At 32.9% G+C, this 18,843-nt stretch carries 17 protein-coding genes; 8 read left to right on the top strand and 9 right to left on the bottom strand.

The annotated features are described in order from the left end of the window. Positions 1-79: 79 nt before the first annotated feature. On the top strand, positions 80-1,552 hold the full coding sequence (gene guaB / locus EIG86_RS12050; protein WP_127846432.1) for an IMP dehydrogenase: 1,473 nt from the start codon (positions 80-82) through the stop codon (positions 1,550-1,552). Positions 1,553-1,647: 95 nt separating this feature from the next. Here the strand turns inward: guaB and EIG86_RS12045 are convergent, their stop codons facing one another. Together EIG86_RS12045 and EIG86_RS12040 are read right to left on the bottom strand one after the other, a co-directional pair. After that, positions 1,648-2,175, bottom strand: a complete 528-nt coding sequence (locus EIG86_RS12045) for an OmpH family outer membrane protein (RefSeq protein WP_127846431.1) — start codon at positions 2,173-2,175, stop codon at positions 1,648-1,650. Positions 2,176-2,228: 53 nt separating this feature from the next. Beyond that, on the bottom strand, positions 2,229-2,681 hold the full coding sequence (locus tag EIG86_RS12040; protein ID WP_127846430.1) for an SRPBCC family protein: 453 nt from the start codon (positions 2,679-2,681) through the stop codon (positions 2,229-2,231). Between the two features lie 118 nt (positions 2,682-2,799). Between EIG86_RS12040 and EIG86_RS12035 the strand changes: the two genes are divergently transcribed. From EIG86_RS12035 to EIG86_RS12005, 7 genes are all read left to right on the top strand, one after another. Further along, positions 2,800-4,719, top strand: a complete 1,920-nt coding sequence (locus EIG86_RS12035; protein ID WP_127846429.1) for a peptidylprolyl isomerase — start codon at positions 2,800-2,802, stop codon at positions 4,717-4,719. Position 4,720: 1 nt separating this feature from the next. Then, the gene (locus EIG86_RS12030) at positions 4,721-5,587 is read left to right on the top strand and encodes a hypothetical protein (protein WP_127846428.1); all 867 of its coding nucleotides are present in this window, start codon (positions 4,721-4,723) and stop codon (positions 5,585-5,587) included. Continuing rightward, the gene (locus EIG86_RS12025; RefSeq protein WP_127846427.1) at positions 5,568-7,010 is read left to right on the top strand and encodes a peptidylprolyl isomerase; all 1,443 of its coding nucleotides are present in this window, start codon (positions 5,568-5,570) and stop codon (positions 7,008-7,010) included. The genes EIG86_RS12030 and EIG86_RS12025 overlap by 20 nt, the downstream gene beginning before the upstream one ends. A 3-nt stretch (positions 7,011-7,013) precedes the next feature. After that, positions 7,014-7,967: an AAA family ATPase gene (locus EIG86_RS12020; RefSeq protein WP_127846426.1), complete on the top strand. Its 954-nt coding sequence runs from the start codon at positions 7,014-7,016 to the stop codon at positions 7,965-7,967. Between the two features lie 244 nt (positions 7,968-8,211). Continuing rightward, positions 8,212-10,479 carry an aconitate hydratase gene (locus tag EIG86_RS12015; protein WP_127846425.1) on the top strand — a complete coding sequence of 756 codons (2,268 nt, stop codon included), beginning with the start codon at positions 8,212-8,214 and terminating at the stop codon, positions 10,477-10,479. A gap of 89 nt (positions 10,480-10,568) precedes the next feature. Next, positions 10,569-11,132: a TlpA family protein disulfide reductase gene (locus EIG86_RS12010; RefSeq protein ID WP_127846424.1), complete on the top strand. Its 564-nt coding sequence runs from the start codon at positions 10,569-10,571 to the stop codon at positions 11,130-11,132. Positions 11,133-11,200: 68 nt separating this feature from the next. Beyond that, the gene (locus EIG86_RS12005; RefSeq protein WP_240032220.1) at positions 11,201-11,899 is read left to right on the top strand and encodes a DUF3291 domain-containing protein; all 699 of its coding nucleotides are present in this window, start codon (positions 11,201-11,203) and stop codon (positions 11,897-11,899) included. On the opposite strand, the gene EIG86_RS12000 is transcribed toward EIG86_RS12005, so the two are convergent. Genes EIG86_RS12000 through EIG86_RS11970 form a run of 7 tightly spaced genes read right to left on the bottom strand, consistent with a single transcriptional unit; the run spans position 11,896 to position 18,805 of the window. Continuing rightward, positions 11,896-13,059: a lycopene cyclase family protein gene (locus EIG86_RS12000; RefSeq protein ID WP_127846423.1), complete on the bottom strand. Its 1,164-nt coding sequence runs from the start codon at positions 13,057-13,059 to the stop codon at positions 11,896-11,898. The genes EIG86_RS12005 and EIG86_RS12000 overlap by 4 nt on opposite strands. Beyond that, entirely contained in the window at positions 13,040-13,681 is a 642-nt protein-coding gene (locus EIG86_RS11995; protein WP_127846422.1) for a carotenoid biosynthesis protein, read from the bottom strand. Before EIG86_RS11995 ends, EIG86_RS12000 begins: the two co-directional genes overlap by 20 nt. Then, positions 13,678-15,150 (bottom strand): 1-hydroxycarotenoid 3,4-desaturase CrtD, encoded by a 1,473-nt coding sequence (crtD, locus tag EIG86_RS11990; RefSeq protein WP_317129935.1) that lies wholly within the window; start codon positions 15,148-15,150, stop codon positions 13,678-13,680. The genes EIG86_RS11995 and crtD overlap by 4 nt, the downstream gene beginning before the upstream one ends. A 5-nt stretch (positions 15,151-15,155) precedes the next feature. Continuing rightward, the gene (locus tag EIG86_RS11985) at positions 15,156-15,599 is read right to left on the bottom strand and encodes a sterol desaturase family protein (RefSeq protein WP_127846420.1); all 444 of its coding nucleotides are present in this window, start codon (positions 15,597-15,599) and stop codon (positions 15,156-15,158) included. Positions 15,600-15,601: 2 nt separating this feature from the next. Further along, on the bottom strand, positions 15,602-16,441 hold the full coding sequence (locus tag EIG86_RS11980; RefSeq protein ID WP_127846419.1) for a phytoene/squalene synthase family protein: 840 nt from the start codon (positions 16,439-16,441) through the stop codon (positions 15,602-15,604). Continuing rightward, positions 16,438-17,904, bottom strand: a complete 1,467-nt coding sequence (locus tag EIG86_RS11975; RefSeq protein ID WP_127846418.1) for a phytoene desaturase family protein — start codon at positions 17,902-17,904, stop codon at positions 16,438-16,440. Before EIG86_RS11975 ends, EIG86_RS11980 begins: the two co-directional genes overlap by 4 nt. Position 17,905: 1 nt before the next feature. Then, positions 17,906-18,805 (bottom strand): MerR family transcriptional regulator, encoded by a 900-nt coding sequence (locus EIG86_RS11970; protein WP_127846417.1) that lies wholly within the window; start codon positions 18,803-18,805, stop codon positions 17,906-17,908. Positions 18,806-18,843 lie beyond the last annotated feature (38 nt).

The raw sequence follows: 18,843 nt of genomic DNA, 5'->3' as shown, positions 1-18,843 counted from the left end.
TATCAAGTCAGAAAATTACTGATTTAGATGTCATTAGTTATAAATCACGTATATTTGCACGCAATTAAATCTAATTGCAATGACAGTTTCAAATTCCAAAATTAAAGGCTTAGGATTAACTTACGATGATGTACTTCTGGTTCCTGCCTATTCTGAAGTACTTCCGAGAAAAGTCAGTATTCAAAGTAAATTTACAAGAAATATCTCACTCAACGTACCAATCGTTTCTGCAGCAATGGATACCGTTACAGAATCTAGAATGGCTATTGCTATTGCTAGAGAAGGAGGAATTGGGGTTTTACATAAAAACATGACTATTGAAGCGCAAGCTTTAAAAGTTAGAAAAGTAAAACGTGCTGAAAGTGGAATGATTATCGATCCTGTTACTTTGCCGATATCTGCCACAGTTGCTGATGCTAAAGCCAGTATGCGAGAACATAGTATTGGTGGAATTCCAATTGTGGATGACTCTAATATATTGATAGGAATTGTCACCAACCGCGACCTTAGATTTGAAGAAAATAACAATCGTGAAATCAGAGAAGTCATGACTTCAGAGAATTTGGTCACTGCTAAAGAAGGTACGTCTCTAAAGGAAGCAGAAGTTATTCTTCAAAAACATAAAATTGAAAAATTACCTGTTGTTGATCAAAATAATAAATTAGTAGGTTTAATTACATTTAGAGATATCACTAAATTGACGCAGAAACCATTTGCAAACAAAGATCAATATGGAAGGTTGAGAGTTGCCGCAGCTTTAGGCGTTACAGCAGATATTGTTGAACGCGCTTCAGCTTTAGTAAAAGCTGGCGTTGATGCAGTTGTGATTGATACTGCTCATGGACATACTAAAGGCGTTGTTGATGTTTTGAAATTAATAAAAGCCGAGTTTCCAGAACTTGACGTTGTCGTTGGAAATATTGCCACAGCTGAAGCTGCTAAATATCTTGTAGAAGCTGGTGCTGACGCTGTAAAAGTTGGAATTGGTCCAGGTTCTATTTGTACCACAAGAATTGTGGCTGGCGTTGGTGCACCTCAATTATCTGCAGTCATGGAAGTTTCTGAAGCTATTAAAGGTTCTGGTGTTCCTGTGATTGCTGACGGAGGAATTCGATATACTGGCGATATTCCAAAAGCCATTGCTGGTGGAGCAGATTGTGTGATGTTAGGGTCTTTATTGGCTGGAACCAAAGAATCTCCTGGTGAAACAATCATTTATGAAGGTAGAAAATTCAAATCTTATCGAGGCATGGGTTCTGTAGAAGCGATGCACAAAGGTTCTAAAGACCGCTATTTCCAAGACGTTGAAGACGACATCAAAAAACTTGTTCCAGAAGGAATTGTTGGTCGAGTTCCGTATAAAGGCGAATTGGTGGAAAGTATGGTTCAATTCATTGGTGGTTTAAGAGCTGGAATGGGATATTGTGGAGCAGAAAATATTGAATCACTAAAAGAAAATGGCCAATTTGTGCAAATTACAGCTTCTGGTGTTATGGAAAGTCATCCTCATGGTGTAACTATTACGAAAGAAGCGCCAAACTACAGCCGATAGATTTTTTGGGACTATTTCCCAAAGTGAATTTAAACAATAAAAAAAGCCTCTAGATTTTTGAAAATCTAGAGGCTTTAATTATTCACTAAAGTAAATTATTCAGGAGTGACATCCGGGTTTTCTTGTTCAATTTCGATGCCCATGCTTTTCATAACTTTCAAGGTTAAATCAAATTCAGGATCGATATAAATAATGCTGTTGTTTTCATCGAAAACCTGAGTGAAGCCTTCTTTTTGAACAATGACTTCTAGCGCATTTCCGATTTTATTGTACAATGGTCTAAGTAATTCATCTTGCTTGATTTGAAGCATTTTTGAAGAATTTTGCTGTAATTTCTGAAGATCTTCTTCCATATCAACAATTTCATTCTGTTTGATTTTTTTCATGACTTCATTCATGTCAGCTTCTTCGGACTTGTATTTATCCAGTTTTGTTTTGTACTCAGCATATTTTGTTTGAATAGTGCTGTCCAACTGTCGACTGTAAACTTTCATTTGTTCTTCAACACTTTTTATTTCATCCATTTTGGATAATATATACTCGTTGTTAATCGTTCCGACTTTTGTTTGCGCAAGACTTGTTAAACTGATTAACAACAAGGCAATGCTAATAATATGTTTCATTTTAAATATTTTTTACAAATAAAGTTATTTAAAGTCACAAATCAAATTTTCATTTATTTTGTTTTTGCACTTATATTACATTCAATGAAATCTTTAAAGTCTTCTTGGATCATTTTTGAGCGTTTTTTGAAAATTTCCGGCATTAATTTGGCCACAATTTTCATGAATCCAGAAAATTTGAATTCACTTTCAGAAACCCATTCTGTTTCGCCTTCAGAAATGATTTTAAAATAATTTTTCTGAGAACTTTGTATTCCAAGGCTTTCATATTCTGCATGCCATTCTTCAGGCATATTTTTTTTGGTGATAATTTCGGTCATTCTTAAGTTACGACCCTCTATTTTTATATAGAGTTTCCGCTTACTGCCAACTTCACCTTCTTTGCCCGCAACGACTCTGCTGCGTTGAAGTCCACGTTGCCAATGTATAAGATTTTCAGAATTTTCAAATACATCAATAATCTCAGATCGTGGTTTATTTATTTTTATAGTTGTGGTATATTTCATAAAAGATATTCTTTTGCAAATTAAAATAAGGCTAAGAATTCCACTCAAATTTTATAAAAACTTAAACATTGTACACACTTTCAATTTTGTTACTTTTGTCGAAATAATTTTTTAAACTATGAAACAATTTTTTGTTTTTTATGCACTTATTTTTTTCTGTGCGATAAATTCTTTCGCACAGCAAAATGAACAGATTTTGTTCACCATAGATTCTGAATCTTATACTGTAGATTCATTTTTGGACTCTTACCAGAAAAACATAGAATTAGTAGAAAATGACGATAATTCTATTTCCGATTATTTAGAATTGTACGTTAATTTCAGATTGAAACTTAAAGCTGCTTACGATCAGAAATTGGATACTTTGCCTGAGTTTCAAAAAGAATATCAAAATTATTTCAAACAAATCGCAGACAATTATATTTCTAATGGAGAAGTCACTGAAAAAATGATTGCTGAAACCTATGAACGATATAAAACTGAAGTCCGTGCAAGACATATTTTATTTAAAATTTCTGAACATGAAGAAGATACCATTCAGATTTATAAAAAAGCAAAATCAGTTAAGAAACGCATTGAAAACGGAGAAGATTTCGAAAAATTAGCCAAAGAATTTTCAGAAGATCCATCGGTAAAAGTTAATGGTGGTGATATGAACTGGTTTAATGCTTTCAAAATGGTTTATCCTTTTGAAAATGCAACTTACAACTTAGAAGTGGACGAAATTTCTGAACCTGTTCGGACTCAATTTGGCTACCACATTATTCAAAAAACTGGTGAAAGAAAATCTCGAGGCGAAATTTCAACAGCACACATTTTAGTGTTTGAAAACGATTCCTTGAGCGATCCTAAATCATTAATAGATAAAATTTATAAAAAATTAGAGAGCGGAGAAGACTTTCACGAATTGGCAAAACAGTACAGCCACGACACCAATACTGGAAAAACTGGAGGTTACATTCCTGCTTTCAAAGTTGGTGGTTTGAATTCCAAAACTTTTGAGAATAAAGCTTTTGCGCTTCAAAATCCGGGCGATTATACCGAGCCATTCAAAACGAAATTTGGCTGGCACATCGCTAAACTCATCGAAGTGAAACCTTTGGAGCCTTTGGCTGAGGTGGAGAGAGAAATTCGTCGCCAATTGAAAACCTCTTCAAGATCTAAATTGCTGAATAGCAGAATTCAGTCTAATATTGAAAAAAATTATGATATTGAAATTAATCCTAATGCTAGAAATTATTTCTTAAATCAACTTGATGATAGTTTCAAAAAAGGAAAATGGAAATTTTTAACAGAAAGCAACATTCCTGAAGAATACTTTTTGAAAATTGATGATTACCAAGTCGGTTTTCAAGAATTTGGTGAATATCTTCAGAAAAAACAGCGTATGTTGGGTAAGATGCCTAACTTTGAGGTAATTGTAGATGAGTCCATCGACGAATTTGTTTATAAAGAATTGATAGATTATCACAAAACCCAATTGATGGATTTAGATGAAAGTTTTGCTAAAAAAATCATGGAGTATAAAAATGGGATTTTGATTTTTGATTTCATGAAAAAAAATGTCTGGCAACCAATATCTGAAGACAGTTTGAAGCAAAAGGAGTATTATGAAAATCATAGAGAAGAATTCAAATCTGACGCTAAAATAAAAACATTGATTGTTACATCATCAGAGCGTTCGAATTTGAGAAAAGTGAAAAAAGCTTTGAAAAACAATCAAGATATCACTGAATTAAATGACGAAATCTTAGAAAATATAATTCAAGAAAACCTAACTTTAAAACTGAATTCTTCTAAATTGCCCGAAGATTTGAAATTGAAAACTGGCTTAAGTAAGATTTACAAGCATAATAAACAGTTTTTACTCTTAAATATTGAAGAAATTTTACCTTCAAAAATATTAGAATTTGAAAAAGTAAAAGGGAAAGTTATAAATCAACTTCAAACTGAAAGAGAAAAAGAACTGATTGAAAACCTTAGAAATCAGTACAATGTTGAAGTGAACGAAGAGGTTTTAAAACAGATAGAGCAATAATTTGAAAACTAAAAACTTATTAATATTACTTGTTTTCGCATTTATTTTGTCTTCATGCGAATACTTTGAAGAAGATAGATCTGACAATGTAATTGCTAGAGTCAATGATCATTTTCTGACTTTGGAGGAGTTGAATGAAAATCTTCCAAAACAAATTAGTACTGAGGATAGTGCGGTTTTTGCAAAAAACTTTATCCGAAATTGGGCCACGGACAAATTGCTTTTAGATCGTGCCAAATTAAATTTACCTGAAGAGCAGCAAACTCATTTTAGAAATTTAGCTCAGAAATACAAAGAGCAACTTTTTAAAAAGGCTTACAAAGATGCCATTATAGAGCGTGAGTTGGAAGGTGAAATCGATTCTGCATCGATTGCAGAATATTACGAAAAGAATAAAACTAACTTCAAACTCAACGAAGACCTTATCAAATTGCGATATTTGCAGGTTGATAAAAAAATAAATGGTTTCAAAAACATAAAAGAAAAATTTCGACGTTTTAATGCTGAAGATAAAAAAGAACTCGATAGTCGGATTTTAGAATTCAAGTCGATGATACTAAATGACTCTACATGGGTGAGAAGTGCTGTTATTATAGACGAATTTTCCAAAAAAGATTCATTAAACATCCGAACCGATGCTTTTTTTAAATCAGATAATTTTATAGAACTTGAGACAGAAAATGGAAACGATGTTTTTTTGATTTTTGTAAAAGATGTTTTGAAACGAAATAGTGAAGCGCCATTAAGTTATGTAAAGCCAACTATAGAACAAATTTTATTGAATAAAAAGAAAACTGAGGTTTCCAAAAATATTGAAAAAGAAATAACAAAAGATGCTACAAAAAACAATGAATTTGAAGTTTATTAATATTAAAACAATCTTGTGTTTTTGCTCACTCGTAACTTCAGTCAGTTTATTCGGACAAGTTACTGTTGACGAAAAAGACAATTTACTAAACGATAGCGATGTTGACAAAGCGGTGCTAGAATCCACAAAAGTCACAGAAGATGGTCGCGTAAAAATAGATGGTGTAGCTGCAGTTGTAGGCGACTATCTTGTTTTAGAAAGCGATATTTTAAAAGCATACCAAGATATGAAAAACCAAGAAATTGGTGAAGTTTCATATTGTGATGCTGCAGAAACCATAATGGAAAACAAATTATTTGCTCATCATGCAGTTCAGGACAGTTTGCCGTTTGATCCAGAGCGAATAGAAAGTTATACGCAACAACAAATTAGCCAATTTGTGCAGCAGACCGGAAGCATGCAGAAGCTTTTAGATTTTTATAAAATGGAATCTGAAGATGAATTAAGAGATCAGTTAATGCAAATTAACAAAGAACGCATGCTGGCAGAATCTATGCAGGGTGAAATTGTTGATGATGTAGAAATTACTCCTGAAGAAACACGTCAGTTTTTTGAAGCAATACCTGAGGATGAAGTACCAATGATTAGTAATGAAGTTGAACTTGCACAAATCATTGTGCGCCCAGAAGTTGGAGAGAAAGAACGACAAGCAGTAATCGATAAACTGAATTCCTATCGTGAGGATGTTATGAGTGGAGGTAGTTTTGCTACAAAAGCTGTTCTTTATTCTGAAGACAGAGGGTCAAGAAGTCAAGGCGGAAAAATAACATTGTCCAGAGATGATAACTTTGTTAAAGAATTCAAAGATGCTGCATTCAGCCTTCAAGAAGGTGAAGTTAGCCGCCCTTTTGAAACTGAATTTGGATGGCATATACTTATGGTAGAAAAGATACGTGGACAACAAGTTGATGTTCGACACATATTACTTTATCCAGAAATCAGCTCTGAAGCTATTGAAAAAGCAAAAAAAGAAATAGAGTTGGTCAGAGAGAAAATTGTAAATGGAGATGTTAGTTTTGGCGATGCTGCTAGAGAAGTTTCAGATGAAAAAGAAACTCGTGAAAGTGGAGGTCAACTTATAAATAGTGCTACAGGTGACCGACGATTCGAGCTTACAAAAGTTGATCCTTCTATTTATGATCAAGTTTCAGAATTGAAAGAAAATGAAGTCTCAAGAGTAATCAAAGATTCTGAACCGAGAACTGCAAAAACTTTTTTTAAACTAATTACCGTTACTAAGCGAATTCCTGAACATATTGCAGAGTTCAGCGAAGATTATACAAAAATCCGAGAATTAGCTTTAAGACAAAAGAAGCTTAAGGAAATAAAAGCTTGGAAAAAGGAAAAAGTAAAAGATACTTACATAAAAATAAATGGTGAATACAAAGAATGTGAATTTGCCGAATCTTGGATAAAAAAATAACTCATGTCAAACGTTGAAGCATTAGATCAATTTGTAACCAAATATAAAAGTTTAAAATCAGAAATATCAAAAATCATCATCGGTCAAGAAAAAGTGGTCGATGATATTTTGATTTCAGTTTTCTCTGGCGGACATTCTCTGTTGGTGGGTGTTCCAGGATTAGCAAAAACTTTGATGGTTAATACAATTTCTAAGGCTTTAGGTTTAGATTTCAAGAGAATACAGTTCACGCCAGATTTGATGCCAAGCGATATTATTGGTTCTGAAATTTTGGATGAAAATCGAAATTTTAAATTTCTAAAAGGACCAGTTTTCACCAATATTCTTTTAGCAGATGAAATCAACCGAACACCACCAAAAACACAAGCTGCACTTTTAGAAGCTATGCAAGAAAAAGCAGTCACAGTTGGTGGCAAAAACTACTTATTATCTAAGCCATATTTTGTGTTAGCTACACAAAATCCAATAGAGCAGGAGGGAACTTATCCTTTGCCGGAAGCACAGTTGGACAGATTTATGTTTGAAATCAACCTGTCTTATCCATCTTTTCAAGAAGAAGTAGATGTCGTAAAATCGACTACACAAAATAATATTGTTGAAATTAATCCTCTTTTCAATGCGGAAGAAATCATTGAATTACAACAATTGATTAGACAGATACCAGTTCCTGATAATGTGGTGGAATACGCCGTTCGATTGGTTGGTAAAACAAGACCAAATGCTGAAAATTCGTCAGATTTTGTAAAAACATACATCGACTGGGGCGCTGGTCCTAGAGCTTCACAAAACTTGATACTTGCTGCAAAAACTCATGCAGCAACAAAAGGTAAATATTCTCCAGATATTGAAGATGTCCAAGCCATTGCAGAAGGAATTTTAAGACATCGTGTCGTGAAAAATTATAAAGCTGAAGCTGAAAATATTAGTATCGAAGAGATTATATCAAAGCTTCTCTGATAATCTTTTCTTATGCAAAATCAATCTAAATTGCAAGCGGTTATTCTTTTTTTTTGATTTTAAAGAGTCTTTAATTGTCATTTTAATAAAAATAAGCTTTAAAATTCTTTATTCTCATAAAATAACTCATAGTAATAGCTTGTTTTGTGAATTATTTTCATAGATTTTGCCATTATCTTACATATTTTCAAAATTCAAGTGAAATCACTATTTTTGCAGTCGTTTAATATAAAATACAACACATATGGCTTTTGATATCGATATGATTAAAAAAGTGTATAGCCAAATGGCGGATCGGGTTGAGAAAGCTCGTGAAATCGTAGGCAAACCACTTACACTTTCAGAAAAAATTCTTTATTCTCATTTATGGGATGGTAAACCTAATAAAAAACTTACACGAGGAAAAGATTATGTGGATTTTGCGCCAGACAGAATTGCGTGTCAAGATGCCACTGCGCAAATGGCACTATTGCAATTTATGCAAGCTGGGAAAGACAATGTAGCTGTGCCAACCACAGTGCATTGTGACCACTTAATTCAGGCAAAACAAGGTGCAAGTAAAGATTTAGCGCGTGCTAATGAAACGAGTAACGAAGTTTTCGATTTCTTAGAGTCGGTATCTAGTAAATATGGCATCGGTTTTTGGAAACCTGGTGCAGGTATTATTCATCAAGTAGTTTTAGAAAATTATGCATTTCCAGGTGGAATGATGATTGGAACCGATTCTCATACAGTAAATGCTGGTGGATTAGGAATGGTTGCAATCGGCGTAGGTGGTGCTGATGCGGTTGATGTTATGGCAGGAATGCCTTGGGAACTAAAATTTCCAAAACTTATCGGTGTCAAATTAACAGGTGCTCCACAAGGTTGGACAGCTGCTAAAGATGTAATATTGAAAGTTGCAGAAATCCTAACCGTGAAAGGCGGAACAGGCTGTATTGTTGAATATTTCGGTGAAGGTGCCAAAAATTTATCTTGTACTGGAAAAGGTACAATTTGTAATATGGGTGCCGAAATAGGCGCAACGACTTCTACTTTTGGTTACGACGATTCTATGGAGCGTTTTCTAAGAGCAACAGATCGTAATGAAATTGCAGATGAAGCCAATAAAATTAGAGAACATTTAACTGGAGATCAGGCAGTCTATGATGATCCAGATCAATATTTTGACCAAGTTATAGAAATTGACTTGAGCACTTTGAGACCACATCTAAACGGGCCCTTTACACCAGATTTAGCAACACCTGTTGGTGAACTGGGTGAAAAAGCTAAGAAAAATGATTGGCCAATCAAAGTAGATTGGGGATTGATTGGTTCTTGTACCAATTCATCTTACGAAGATTTAACTAGAGCGGCTTCAATTGCAAAACAGGCTGTTGATAAAAAATTAAAACCAAAATCAGATTTCGGAATCAATCCAGGTTCAGAGCAAATTCGATTTACCGCTGAACGCGATGGATTATTGAAAGTGTTTGAAGACTTAGGTGCTACAATTTTCACTAACGCTTGTGGTCCTTGTATTGGTCAGTGGGACAGAAGTGACAGAAAAGGCGAAGAAAAAAATACAATTGTTCACTCTTTCAACAGAAACTTCTCCAAACGTGCAGATGGTAATCCAAATACTCACGCTTTTGTAGGCTCTCCAGAAATGGTTGCTGCAATTGCTATTTCAGGTCGTTTGGATTTCGATCCTATGAATGACACTTTGATTAATGAAGATGGAGAAGAAGTGAAACTCGATGCTCCACAAGGTATTGAACTTCCTGAATTAGGTTTTGATGTTGAAGATAACGGTTATTTGAAACCAAAAGAAGATGGCAGCTCAATTGATGTGAAAGTTGATCCAAATTCAAATAGAATTCAATTGTTAGACCCATTTGATCCGTGGGACGGAGAGAATTTAACCGGTGCAAAATTATTGATTAAAGCACATGGAAAATGTACAACAGACCACATTTCTATGGCTGGTCCATGGTTGAAGTACAGAGGTCATTTAGATAATATTTCTGACAATTGCTTAATTGGAGCCGTAAATGCTTTCAATATGAAAACCAATTTCGTAAAAAGCCAAATTACTGGCAAATACGATGCTGTTCCAAAAACACAACGTGCTTATAAAGCTGAAGGTGTTCCTACTGTTGTTGTTGGCGATCACAACTATGGCGAAGGTTCTTCTCGTGAGCATGCTGCCATGGAGCCAAGACATTTGGGTGTAAGAGTTGTATTAGTGAAATCATTTGCTAGAATTCACGAAACAAACCTTAAAAAACAAGGTATGTTGGGTATAACTTTTGAAAATGAAAGCGATTATGACTTGATTCAAGAAGATGATACATTCAACTTTGTAGATCTAAAAGATTTTGCTGAAGGCAAACCATTAACGATAGAAATTGTTCATGCTGACGGTTCAAAAGATACCATCAAAGCAAATCATACTTACAACGACACACAAATCGGTTGGTTCAAAGAAGGTTCTGCTTTGAATATGATTAAGAAACAAAATAAAGCTTAATCTAATTAGCTTTTACTTTTTATAAGAAAGCCATCTTTTTTAAGGTGGCTTTTTTGTTATTTTAAATCAGTTTTTACGACTTTTAAAATATGAAATTTCTAAAGAAACATTGGGGGAACATACTATTCGTAGTTATTATTTTGCTTTTACTAATTCCACAAACAAGGTTACCGATACAGGTTATGATCAATAGGATTGTATCCTTCAGTCCATCAGAAATTAAGGCAACTGAACGTGAGCAATTGTCAAATTACAACTGGAATATTGAAAATAAAAAAGGTGAAGTCGTGAATTTTACCAAATCAAAAAATCAGTTGACCTTAATAAATTACTGGGCAACTTGGTTCGGGCCGTGTATTGCAGAAATGCCGAGTTTACAAGCATTATACGATAAATATATTAACGATATGGATTTCTATTTTATCACTTCAGAGCAACCAAATACTGTTGAAAAATTCATGAATAAAAAAGGTTTTGACTTACCGATTCATTATTTCATTTCAGATCCACCAAAACTTCTTCAGAGTAGAAGTTTACCAACCACTTTTATAATTGATCAAAACGGCAAAATTATATTCAAAAAAAGCGGCGCAGCTAACTGGAATAGTAAATTAGTAAGACAAACTTTGGATGACTTGATTCAGGATAAATGATTCATTTATTATTTAATTTTCTTTAAATTTTAGCTTTTTGTGTTTTAATTCTAAAAAACACATGATATTTGAAATTAAATATCGCTTTGATGCCACAAATTACGACACTTTCAGTTTTTAATTACGAAGGATTTCAAAATAAATTCTGGGCATTATCTATGATGCAGTTTGGTCATTTTCAGATGAAAACAGTTGAAGGTTTACAATTTTATAAGCTTTTGGGCAGCGGTAAGGCGCACTTTAATCCTTTGCCAGACTGGCGTGTTTATGCTTTATTGCAGGTTTGGAATTCACCATCAGATTTTGAAAATTTCAAACGAAATCATCCTTTATTCAAAAAGTATAAATCGCATACTAAACATATCCAAATTTATTTTCTTGAAAATATTCAAGCTCACGGCTTGTGGAATTCTAAAAATCCTTTTGAATCAGTAGTTTCTCCAAAGTCAATTAGTGATGAAGATCAGATTGCTGTAATTACAAGGGCAAGTATAAAGAAGCGCATGCTGAGAAAGTTTTGGAAATATGTCCCTGAATCTCAAAAACCTTTAGAAAATGCAAAAGGTTTGCTTTACACGAAAGGTTTTGGTGAATTGCCTTTTGTCGAGATGATGACTTTTAGCGTTTGGGATTCTGTAGAAAACCTTAATCAGTTTGCGTATAAAAGTAGGGAGCACGTCAAAGCGATAAAGAAAACTCGTCAACTGGATTGGTACAATGAAGAAATGTTCGCTAGATTTAGATTGTCTAAAATTGAGGAATTTTAAATTTTAAAACCGCTTTTTGCATGTCTAATCAAAGCTTTTATAAAAGGTTTTGAACTTAAATTAGTGATGATTTCTAAGTCTTCTTTCCAAGATGAATTTTCGTCTAAAAACTTAAAAATCGTTTCAATTTTATTGTTTTTGTACATTCGATAAAACAATTCTTCTCCAAAATCATTGTTTTTGGTTAAAACTTCAAGAAATATTTTATCGTAATGTTTATATTTTGGATTTTGAGCTTCATGCAGATTTGCAGATTTAGATTTCAGTTTTTCAATTATTTTTTGGCTTTCTTTTTCACAGTTTTTAAAAGAATAACCTGAAGAGGCTTTTACCCAACCACCAGCAGTACCAATTTTAATCATATTTTGACTACTGAAATTAGAAAATGGAAAATTAGTCATCGGTATGACGCCTTGTTCTTCGTCTACAATCTTATATTTTTCAATGTCAAGTTTTTCAGAAATGTAATTCTCCATAAAACTCTCGTAAACTGATGGCTCTACCAAATTTGATGTGAAATAAGTAAATTCAACTAAAGCTTTCTTAGATGAAATAGGTAAGACATAAGTAAAACTTGTGGTATTTCCATCTTTTAAGCTGAAATCCATCATTGTAAATCTTTGATCATCAAAAACAGCTGCTTCAGTTTCTATCATCCAGCCTTTGAAATGCTGTGCAATGTTGAGATATTCTGGATGTTTCAAACTGTAAGATTTCGGAATACGACTGTCAAAAACATAATCTGCCGTATATTTTTCTTCACCTGTATAGACTTCTACAGTATTTTCAAGTTGTCTGGTTTTAGTTACCTCTTCAGTTAGCCAAACCACGTTTTTATGGGCTTCAATTTTAGATTTAGCCATCCTATAAAAGTCAGAAGACTGGAGCATTTTATAGCGATATGCATTCAATTCTAACTGAATATTTTCGTTCTTTGCAACAACTAAACCTTGATTCCAAGATTTAGTTAATATTTTATCCCATCTTCCTTCACCTTTCTCCCAAAAACACCAAGTTCTGTCGTTTTTGTTTTTTTCAATTTTATCTAAAATCAAAATCTTTTTGTCTCTATAGAATTCGTCATCAAGCATTGCCAAAGCGAGATGTAATCCCGCGGCACCAGCACCAATGATGATATAATTATATTTGGTAGAAGACATAGAAATAAGTAAAGAAAATGAATTGAACGATATATATATGTGATGATATTTTTAAGTTGCCTTCTAACTTTGCTGAATGAAAAATAAAATTGAAAAGTAATGCAAATCCAAACCATGCTATATAATTTGATAAGGGCACGCTTGAATTTTCAAACTCCCAAAACCCAAATCTTGGCGCATTGAATTCCATCAGAAAATCCAAAATCAGCATTAATATTGTTCCGATGAACACTTTTATAAGCCAATTGATTTTGAAAAAATGACTTATTTGAGCACAAATAAAAGTTAGAACTGCCCAATTAATGCCAATCAAAATAGGAACACCACTTATCTTTACTCCTAAATTTTCTCCATATGAATAATCGCCAAAAAACCAGCCATAGTTAACCCCTAAAGCTTCAACGATAAAACCTAAGATGGCAATTGAGATGAATATAATTGATTTTTTTAAACTGAATAAATCAAAGCAAAAAACTACTGATAATAAAATAATAATCAAATTTAGACTAGTTTTTGAAGCAAACCAATCTAAATATCCTAAGCTAATGCCGATTATTCCTGAAATGTGAAACAACCACAGTAGAATAATAAATAGCGACGTTACTTTTAGGTTTGTTTTCATTTTTTATTTTTTGCCACTAAGTCCGAAACTATTTTTGCAGATAATAAACATAATGGAATTCCACCTCCTGGATGAACACTACCTCCACAAAAATATAGATTTTTGATTTTTGAGCTGAAATTAGGATGTCTCAAAAAAGCAGCAAATTTATTATTACTTGATGTACCGTAAAGCGAACCTTGATATGAAGCGCTTTGTTTTTCGATATCCACAGGCGTAATTACTTTTTCAACTTCTATATGTTTTTCAATTTTTGTATTCAAACATAAATTGATTTTATTAATAATTTTTTCACGGATATAACTGACTTGCGTTTTCCATTCTTGACCTGAATTAGCTGGAGCATTAACCATGACAAACCAGTTCTCTTTACTTTTTGGAGCATCTTTCTCGACTTCTTTTGAAGTTATGTTGATGTAAACCGTGGGGTCTTTGTAAAAGTATTTTTTATTGAAAATATGGTCAAATTCAGATTTATAGTTTTCAGTGAAAAGAATATTATGTAAATCCAATTCATCGAAAGTTTTATCGATTCCCCAATAAAAAATCATTGCAGAACTAGAGCGTTCCTGAGCTAAGGTTTGCTCAGGTGGTTTCGCTTTTTTCAACAAAGAATTGTATGCGGAATACACATCCATATTGCAAACCACTGTGTCGTAGTAAAACTCTTTGTTCTCAATTTTTAGCCCTGTAATTTTATTATTGTCCCATAAAATTTCATCCACTTTTTGATTTAAATGAAATTTAATATCAACATCTTTAGCAAGTTTGGTTAAGCTTTTAGAAATATCATGCATTCCATTTTGTGGTAAAAAAGTACCAAAATTCATTTCTAAATGTGGAATCATGGACATTATGCCAGGTGTTTTGTAGGGAGAAGAACCATTGTAAGTTGCGTACCTGTTGAAAAGTTGTACCAATTTGGGGTTATTGAAATAATCTTGATTTACACCATCTAATGAGCTGTTCAAGTGCAGTTTTCCTAGATTTAAAATAGCTTTTACTGTCGATTTGGATAAATAAGTCGATGCTTTATGAAGTGATTTTTTCAAAAACAAATCAGCAGTCAATTCATACTTACTACGACTGCTTTCTAAATATTTTCTAAGGTTTTCAACTGGTTCTTGAAATGTTTCAGAGGCATTTTCAATAAATTTTTCAGTTTCGGATTTTGCTTGAAATTTCTGTCCATTTTCCCAGAAATAATTGCAAATCACTTTTTTTTTATTGTAGTTGAAATATGAAGCTGGCTCTTTATCAAAAAGCCTGAATAGTTCATCTACAAATTCGGGCATAGTAAATAGGGAAGGGCCAAAATCAAAGCGATATTCGCCAAGTTGGAAACTATGTAATTTACCTCCTGTATAATCATTTTGCTCAAAAACATCCACATCAAATCCTTGTGCTTTTAGACGCAATGCTGATGCAATTCCAGCAATTCCGGATCCAATTATAGCTGCTTTCTTCAAAATAATTATTTTTTATTCTTTAAGAATTTCATTGGAGGAACCAGCATTCCAAAACACTCTCCGTCTTCTTTACCTAAATGTTTATGATGCATCTTGTGTGCTCGTCGAATACCTTTTGCATACCAGTGATTTGCATTTCTGAAAAGCTTGAATCTTTGGTGTATAAAAATATCGTGAACCAAAAAATAAGCTAGGCCATACGCAGCAATACCAGCACCAATAGCGATACTAAATTGGAATTCTGAAGTAAAAAAAATCATACTTACTACTGCGTAGAATACAAAAAATAAATCGTTGCGTTCCCACCAACTTTTATGGTCTTTTTTGTGGTGATCTTTATGCAGAACCCATAAAAAACCATGCATAACATATTTGTGAGTGAACCACGCCATAAATTCCATTAACAAAAATGTTGCTATAAATAAAACAATCCAAATCAAAATATTCATAATTAAACTAAGTTAAATCTGCATGAAATATAAGATTTTGCCAACAAACTCGCTTTTTGATAGTTTGGAACCCGAATTCTTTTGTTTTTAATTTCCAAAGAAGGCGTATTCTTTAGCTTTTGTAGTAATTTAGAATAGTAAATATATGCTGTATAAACTCCTAATTTCGCTTCCACAGGTAGGTGGCTAATGCCACGCAAGCCTGCTTCAAAATCTTGATCTATTTCATTTATAATTCGGGATTTTGTGGCTTCGTCCAAACTTTCCAAATTTGCATTGGGAAAGTAAGAGCGTTCTAATTCTTCTGAATCTGCTTTTAAATCACGTAAAAAATTCACTTTTTGAAATGCTGAACCGAGTTTCATAGCGTCATTTTTCAGTGCATCATATTTTTCTTGATCACCTTTAACAAAAACTTTTAGACACATTAATCCCACTACATCTGCACTACCATAAATGTACGCTTCATATTCTTCTTGCGTTAAATAGTTTGATTTATGAAGATCTTTCTCCATGCTATCCATAAAAGCTTCGTAAAGTTCAACGTCGATATTGTATTTATGAACAGTTTCCTGAAAACTATTCAAAATTGGATTGAGACTTATTTTCTGCTCTATTGCATCATACATGTCAGATTTAAATTTTTTAAATAAAAAAGATTTATCATAATCATGAAATGTATCGACTATTTCGTCAGCAAAACGTACAAATCCGTATATATTATAAATATCTTGCCTTATAGAAGGCGCTAAAAGCTTAGTAGCAATAGAAAATGATGTGCTGTAACTATGTGTTACAATTTTGCTACAACTATTGGCTACATTGTCAAATAATGATTTCATTTTCTGCAATTTTTTTTAATGAGTTCAGACACAAGTTTTCCTGAAATTAAGGATGGAGGAACTCCTGGGCCTGGGACAGTAAGCTGACCTGTAAAATATAAGTTTTCTACAGTTTTACTTTTCAGCTTCGGTCTCAAAAAAGCCGTTTGCAAAAGCGTATTTGCCATCCCATATGCATTACCTTTATATGAATTGTAATCTTTAATAAAATCTGTTACGCAAAAGCTTTTTTTAAATATAATATTTTTTCTAACAGTTTGTTGAGTTAAAGATTCAAATCTTGTCATAATTTTGTTAAAATATTGCGATCTCAATTCTTCTGTATCTTCAATTCCTGGTGCAATTGGTACAAGAAAAAAACCATTTTCACAACCTTCTGGAGCGGTTTTAGGATCGGTTTTCGAAGTGAAATTCGCATAAAACAAGGGTTCTTCTGGCCATTTTGGATCAGTATAAATTGCTTTTGCGTGTTTATCGAAGTCAACGTCAAAAAATAAATTATGATGATTTACATTTTTTATTTTTTTATCGAAACCGATATAAAAAAGCAAAGAAGAAGGTGCAAAGATCTTTTTATCCCAGTATTTTTCAGAATACTGACGGTGTTTTTCATCTAGTAAAGTTTCGGTATGGTGGTAATCTGCACCAGATAGAATTACGTCAAAATTTTCAATTTCATTATTAATTTTTAAAGCTTTGGCTGTTTTATTTTCAACAATTATTTTTTCAATATTACTGTTGGTATGAATCTTAACTCCCAAAGATTTCGCTAAATCTGCCATCGCAGCAATTACTGCAAAAAAACCACCCTTGGGATGCCAAGTCCCTAAGCCGAAATCGGCATAATTCATAAAGCTATAAAAAGAAGGCGTCTCGCTTGGTTTTGCTCCTAGAAATAATACAGGAAACTTTAATATTTGCTTGAGTTTTTCATTTTCAAACTCCTTTTCTACATCTTTATCTACAGTACTAAAAAATTCACCAAGTTTGCTGATGGTTTTTGGTGTAACTAATTCAAGTGGAGACACACCAGGTTTATATACCAAGTCTTTAATAGCTATGTCATAGTTTTTTTTTGCATTGTCAATGAATTTTTTTAATTTTTTAGCCCCGTCTTCCTCGTTTTTATCAAAAACTTTATAGATTTTGTCCAATTCATCACCAATTTCAATTTCATCATTTTCTCCAAAAACAACTTTATAACCAGGATTGAGTTTATCTAAATGGTAATAATCTGAAGGTTTTTTATCGAAATCTGCAAAAAACCTTTCAAAAACATCTGGCATCCAATACCAAGATGGACCCATATCAAAAGTGAATCCCTCAGCTTTCATTTGTCTTGCACGTCCTCCAATACCATCGTTTTTTTCAAATATTTGAACATTATTTCCATCTTTAGCTAAATAACATGCTGCTGCTAATGATGAAAATCCAGATCCTATGACAGCAATATTTTTCTTCATTTTATAAATTTAAAGTCAATTCTGATATATCTGTAAACGCTCGAATGCCTAATGGTAGACTTTTATTTTCTTCTAAAAGTTCTACAGCTTTTCTACCTAGAATCCAGTATTGACTATCATTTATACTACAAATTTGTTCTTTGAAGTTTTCTAAATATTCCATCACATTATCTGGCTTGATGGTCAGATAGCTAATAAAAATTGTATTATCAAATAATGAAGATAGGTAAGTTAAATCTTCCATAGGTGTACTTTGGCCTAAAAATATAGCCTTGTATCCATGAGAAAGTATTTCATAATTGGCGTAATACAGACCAATATCATGAATTTCTTCGTTAGGAAGGAACAGGATAAATACTTTATCTGTTTTTGGTGCTTGTTCTTTTTGAAGCTTTTCTATGTTGATAAAAAGCTTTTGCTTCACTAAGTTAGAAATGAATTGCTCATGCGCTGGTGTTATTGTTCCAGCTTGCCATAACATTCCTATATCAATCATTAATGGAATGAAAACATCGTTGTAAATTTCAGAAAAAGTTTTTGTTGTGAGGAGGTTCTCGTATGTTTTCAAGAAAAGTGCCTGGTCGAAATTCATCATGGACACTTTGAAGGATTTCAAAGCTCGACTTGCATTACTTTTACTGGTTGTTATGCTTCTTACTAGTTTTGAAACTTCGTCATCATCCATTTTAGAAATTCTGGATATTTTATATCCATTTTCATTTAAAAATGCAATGTTTAGAATCTTCTGAAGTCCGGTGACACCGTAATTTCTAATATTTGTTTCGGTGCGCTGAGGAGTTAGAACACCATATCTCTTTTCCCACATTCTTATTGTGTGAGCTTTGATACCGCTTAGAGATTCTAAATCCTTTATACTGAAGTTTTGTTTAATATTTCCCATAGTTCCATTTAACAATAATCAAAAATATTAATTATTGT

It is taken from the genome of Psychroflexus aestuariivivens (assembly GCF_004010055.1).
In the GTDB taxonomy this organism is placed as follows: domain Bacteria; phylum Bacteroidota; class Bacteroidia; order Flavobacteriales; family Flavobacteriaceae; genus Psychroflexus; species Psychroflexus aestuariivivens.
Note: the sequence above shows the minus strand (reverse complement) of the source record. Positions and strands in the feature narration are given on the sequence as shown.

Bases quoted from the DNA above. Each gene is read 5' to 3' on its own strand.
- guaB (WP_127846432.1), top strand. From the start codon at position 80: ATGACAGTTTCAAATTCCAAAATTAAAGGCTTAGGATTAACTTACGAT.
- EIG86_RS12045 (WP_127846431.1), bottom strand. From the start codon at position 2,175: ATGAAACATATTATTAGCATTGCCTTGTTGTTAATCAGTTTAACAAGT.
- EIG86_RS12040 (WP_127846430.1), bottom strand. From the start codon at position 2,681: ATGAAATATACCACAACTATAAAAATAAATAAACCACGATCTGAGATT.
- EIG86_RS12035 (WP_127846429.1), top strand. From the start codon at position 2,800: ATGAAACAATTTTTTGTTTTTTATGCACTTATTTTTTTCTGTGCGATA.
- EIG86_RS12025 (WP_127846427.1), top strand. From the start codon at position 5,568: ATGAATTTGAAGTTTATTAATATTAAAACAATCTTGTGTTTTTGCTCA.
- EIG86_RS12020 (WP_127846426.1), top strand. From the start codon at position 7,014: ATGTCAAACGTTGAAGCATTAGATCAATTTGTAACCAAATATAAAAGT.
- EIG86_RS12015 (WP_127846425.1), top strand. From the start codon at position 8,212: ATGGCTTTTGATATCGATATGATTAAAAAAGTGTATAGCCAAATGGCG.
- EIG86_RS12010 (WP_127846424.1), top strand. From the start codon at position 10,569: ATGAAATTTCTAAAGAAACATTGGGGGAACATACTATTCGTAGTTATT.
- EIG86_RS12000 (WP_127846423.1), bottom strand. From the start codon at position 13,059: ATGTCTTCTACCAAATATAATTATATCATCATTGGTGCTGGTGCCGCG.
- EIG86_RS11995 (WP_127846422.1), bottom strand. From the start codon at position 13,681: ATGAAAACAAACCTAAAAGTAACGTCGCTATTTATTATTCTACTGTGG.
- EIG86_RS11985 (WP_127846420.1), bottom strand. From the start codon at position 15,599: ATGAATATTTTGATTTGGATTGTTTTATTTATAGCAACATTTTTGTTA.
- EIG86_RS11980 (WP_127846419.1), bottom strand. From the start codon at position 16,441: ATGAAATCATTATTTGACAATGTAGCCAATAGTTGTAGCAAAATTGTA.
- EIG86_RS11975 (WP_127846418.1), bottom strand. From the start codon at position 17,904: ATGAAGAAAAATATTGCTGTCATAGGATCTGGATTTTCATCATTAGCA.
- EIG86_RS11970 (WP_127846417.1), bottom strand. From the start codon at position 18,805: ATGGGAAATATTAAACAAAACTTCAGTATAAAGGATTTAGAATCTCTA.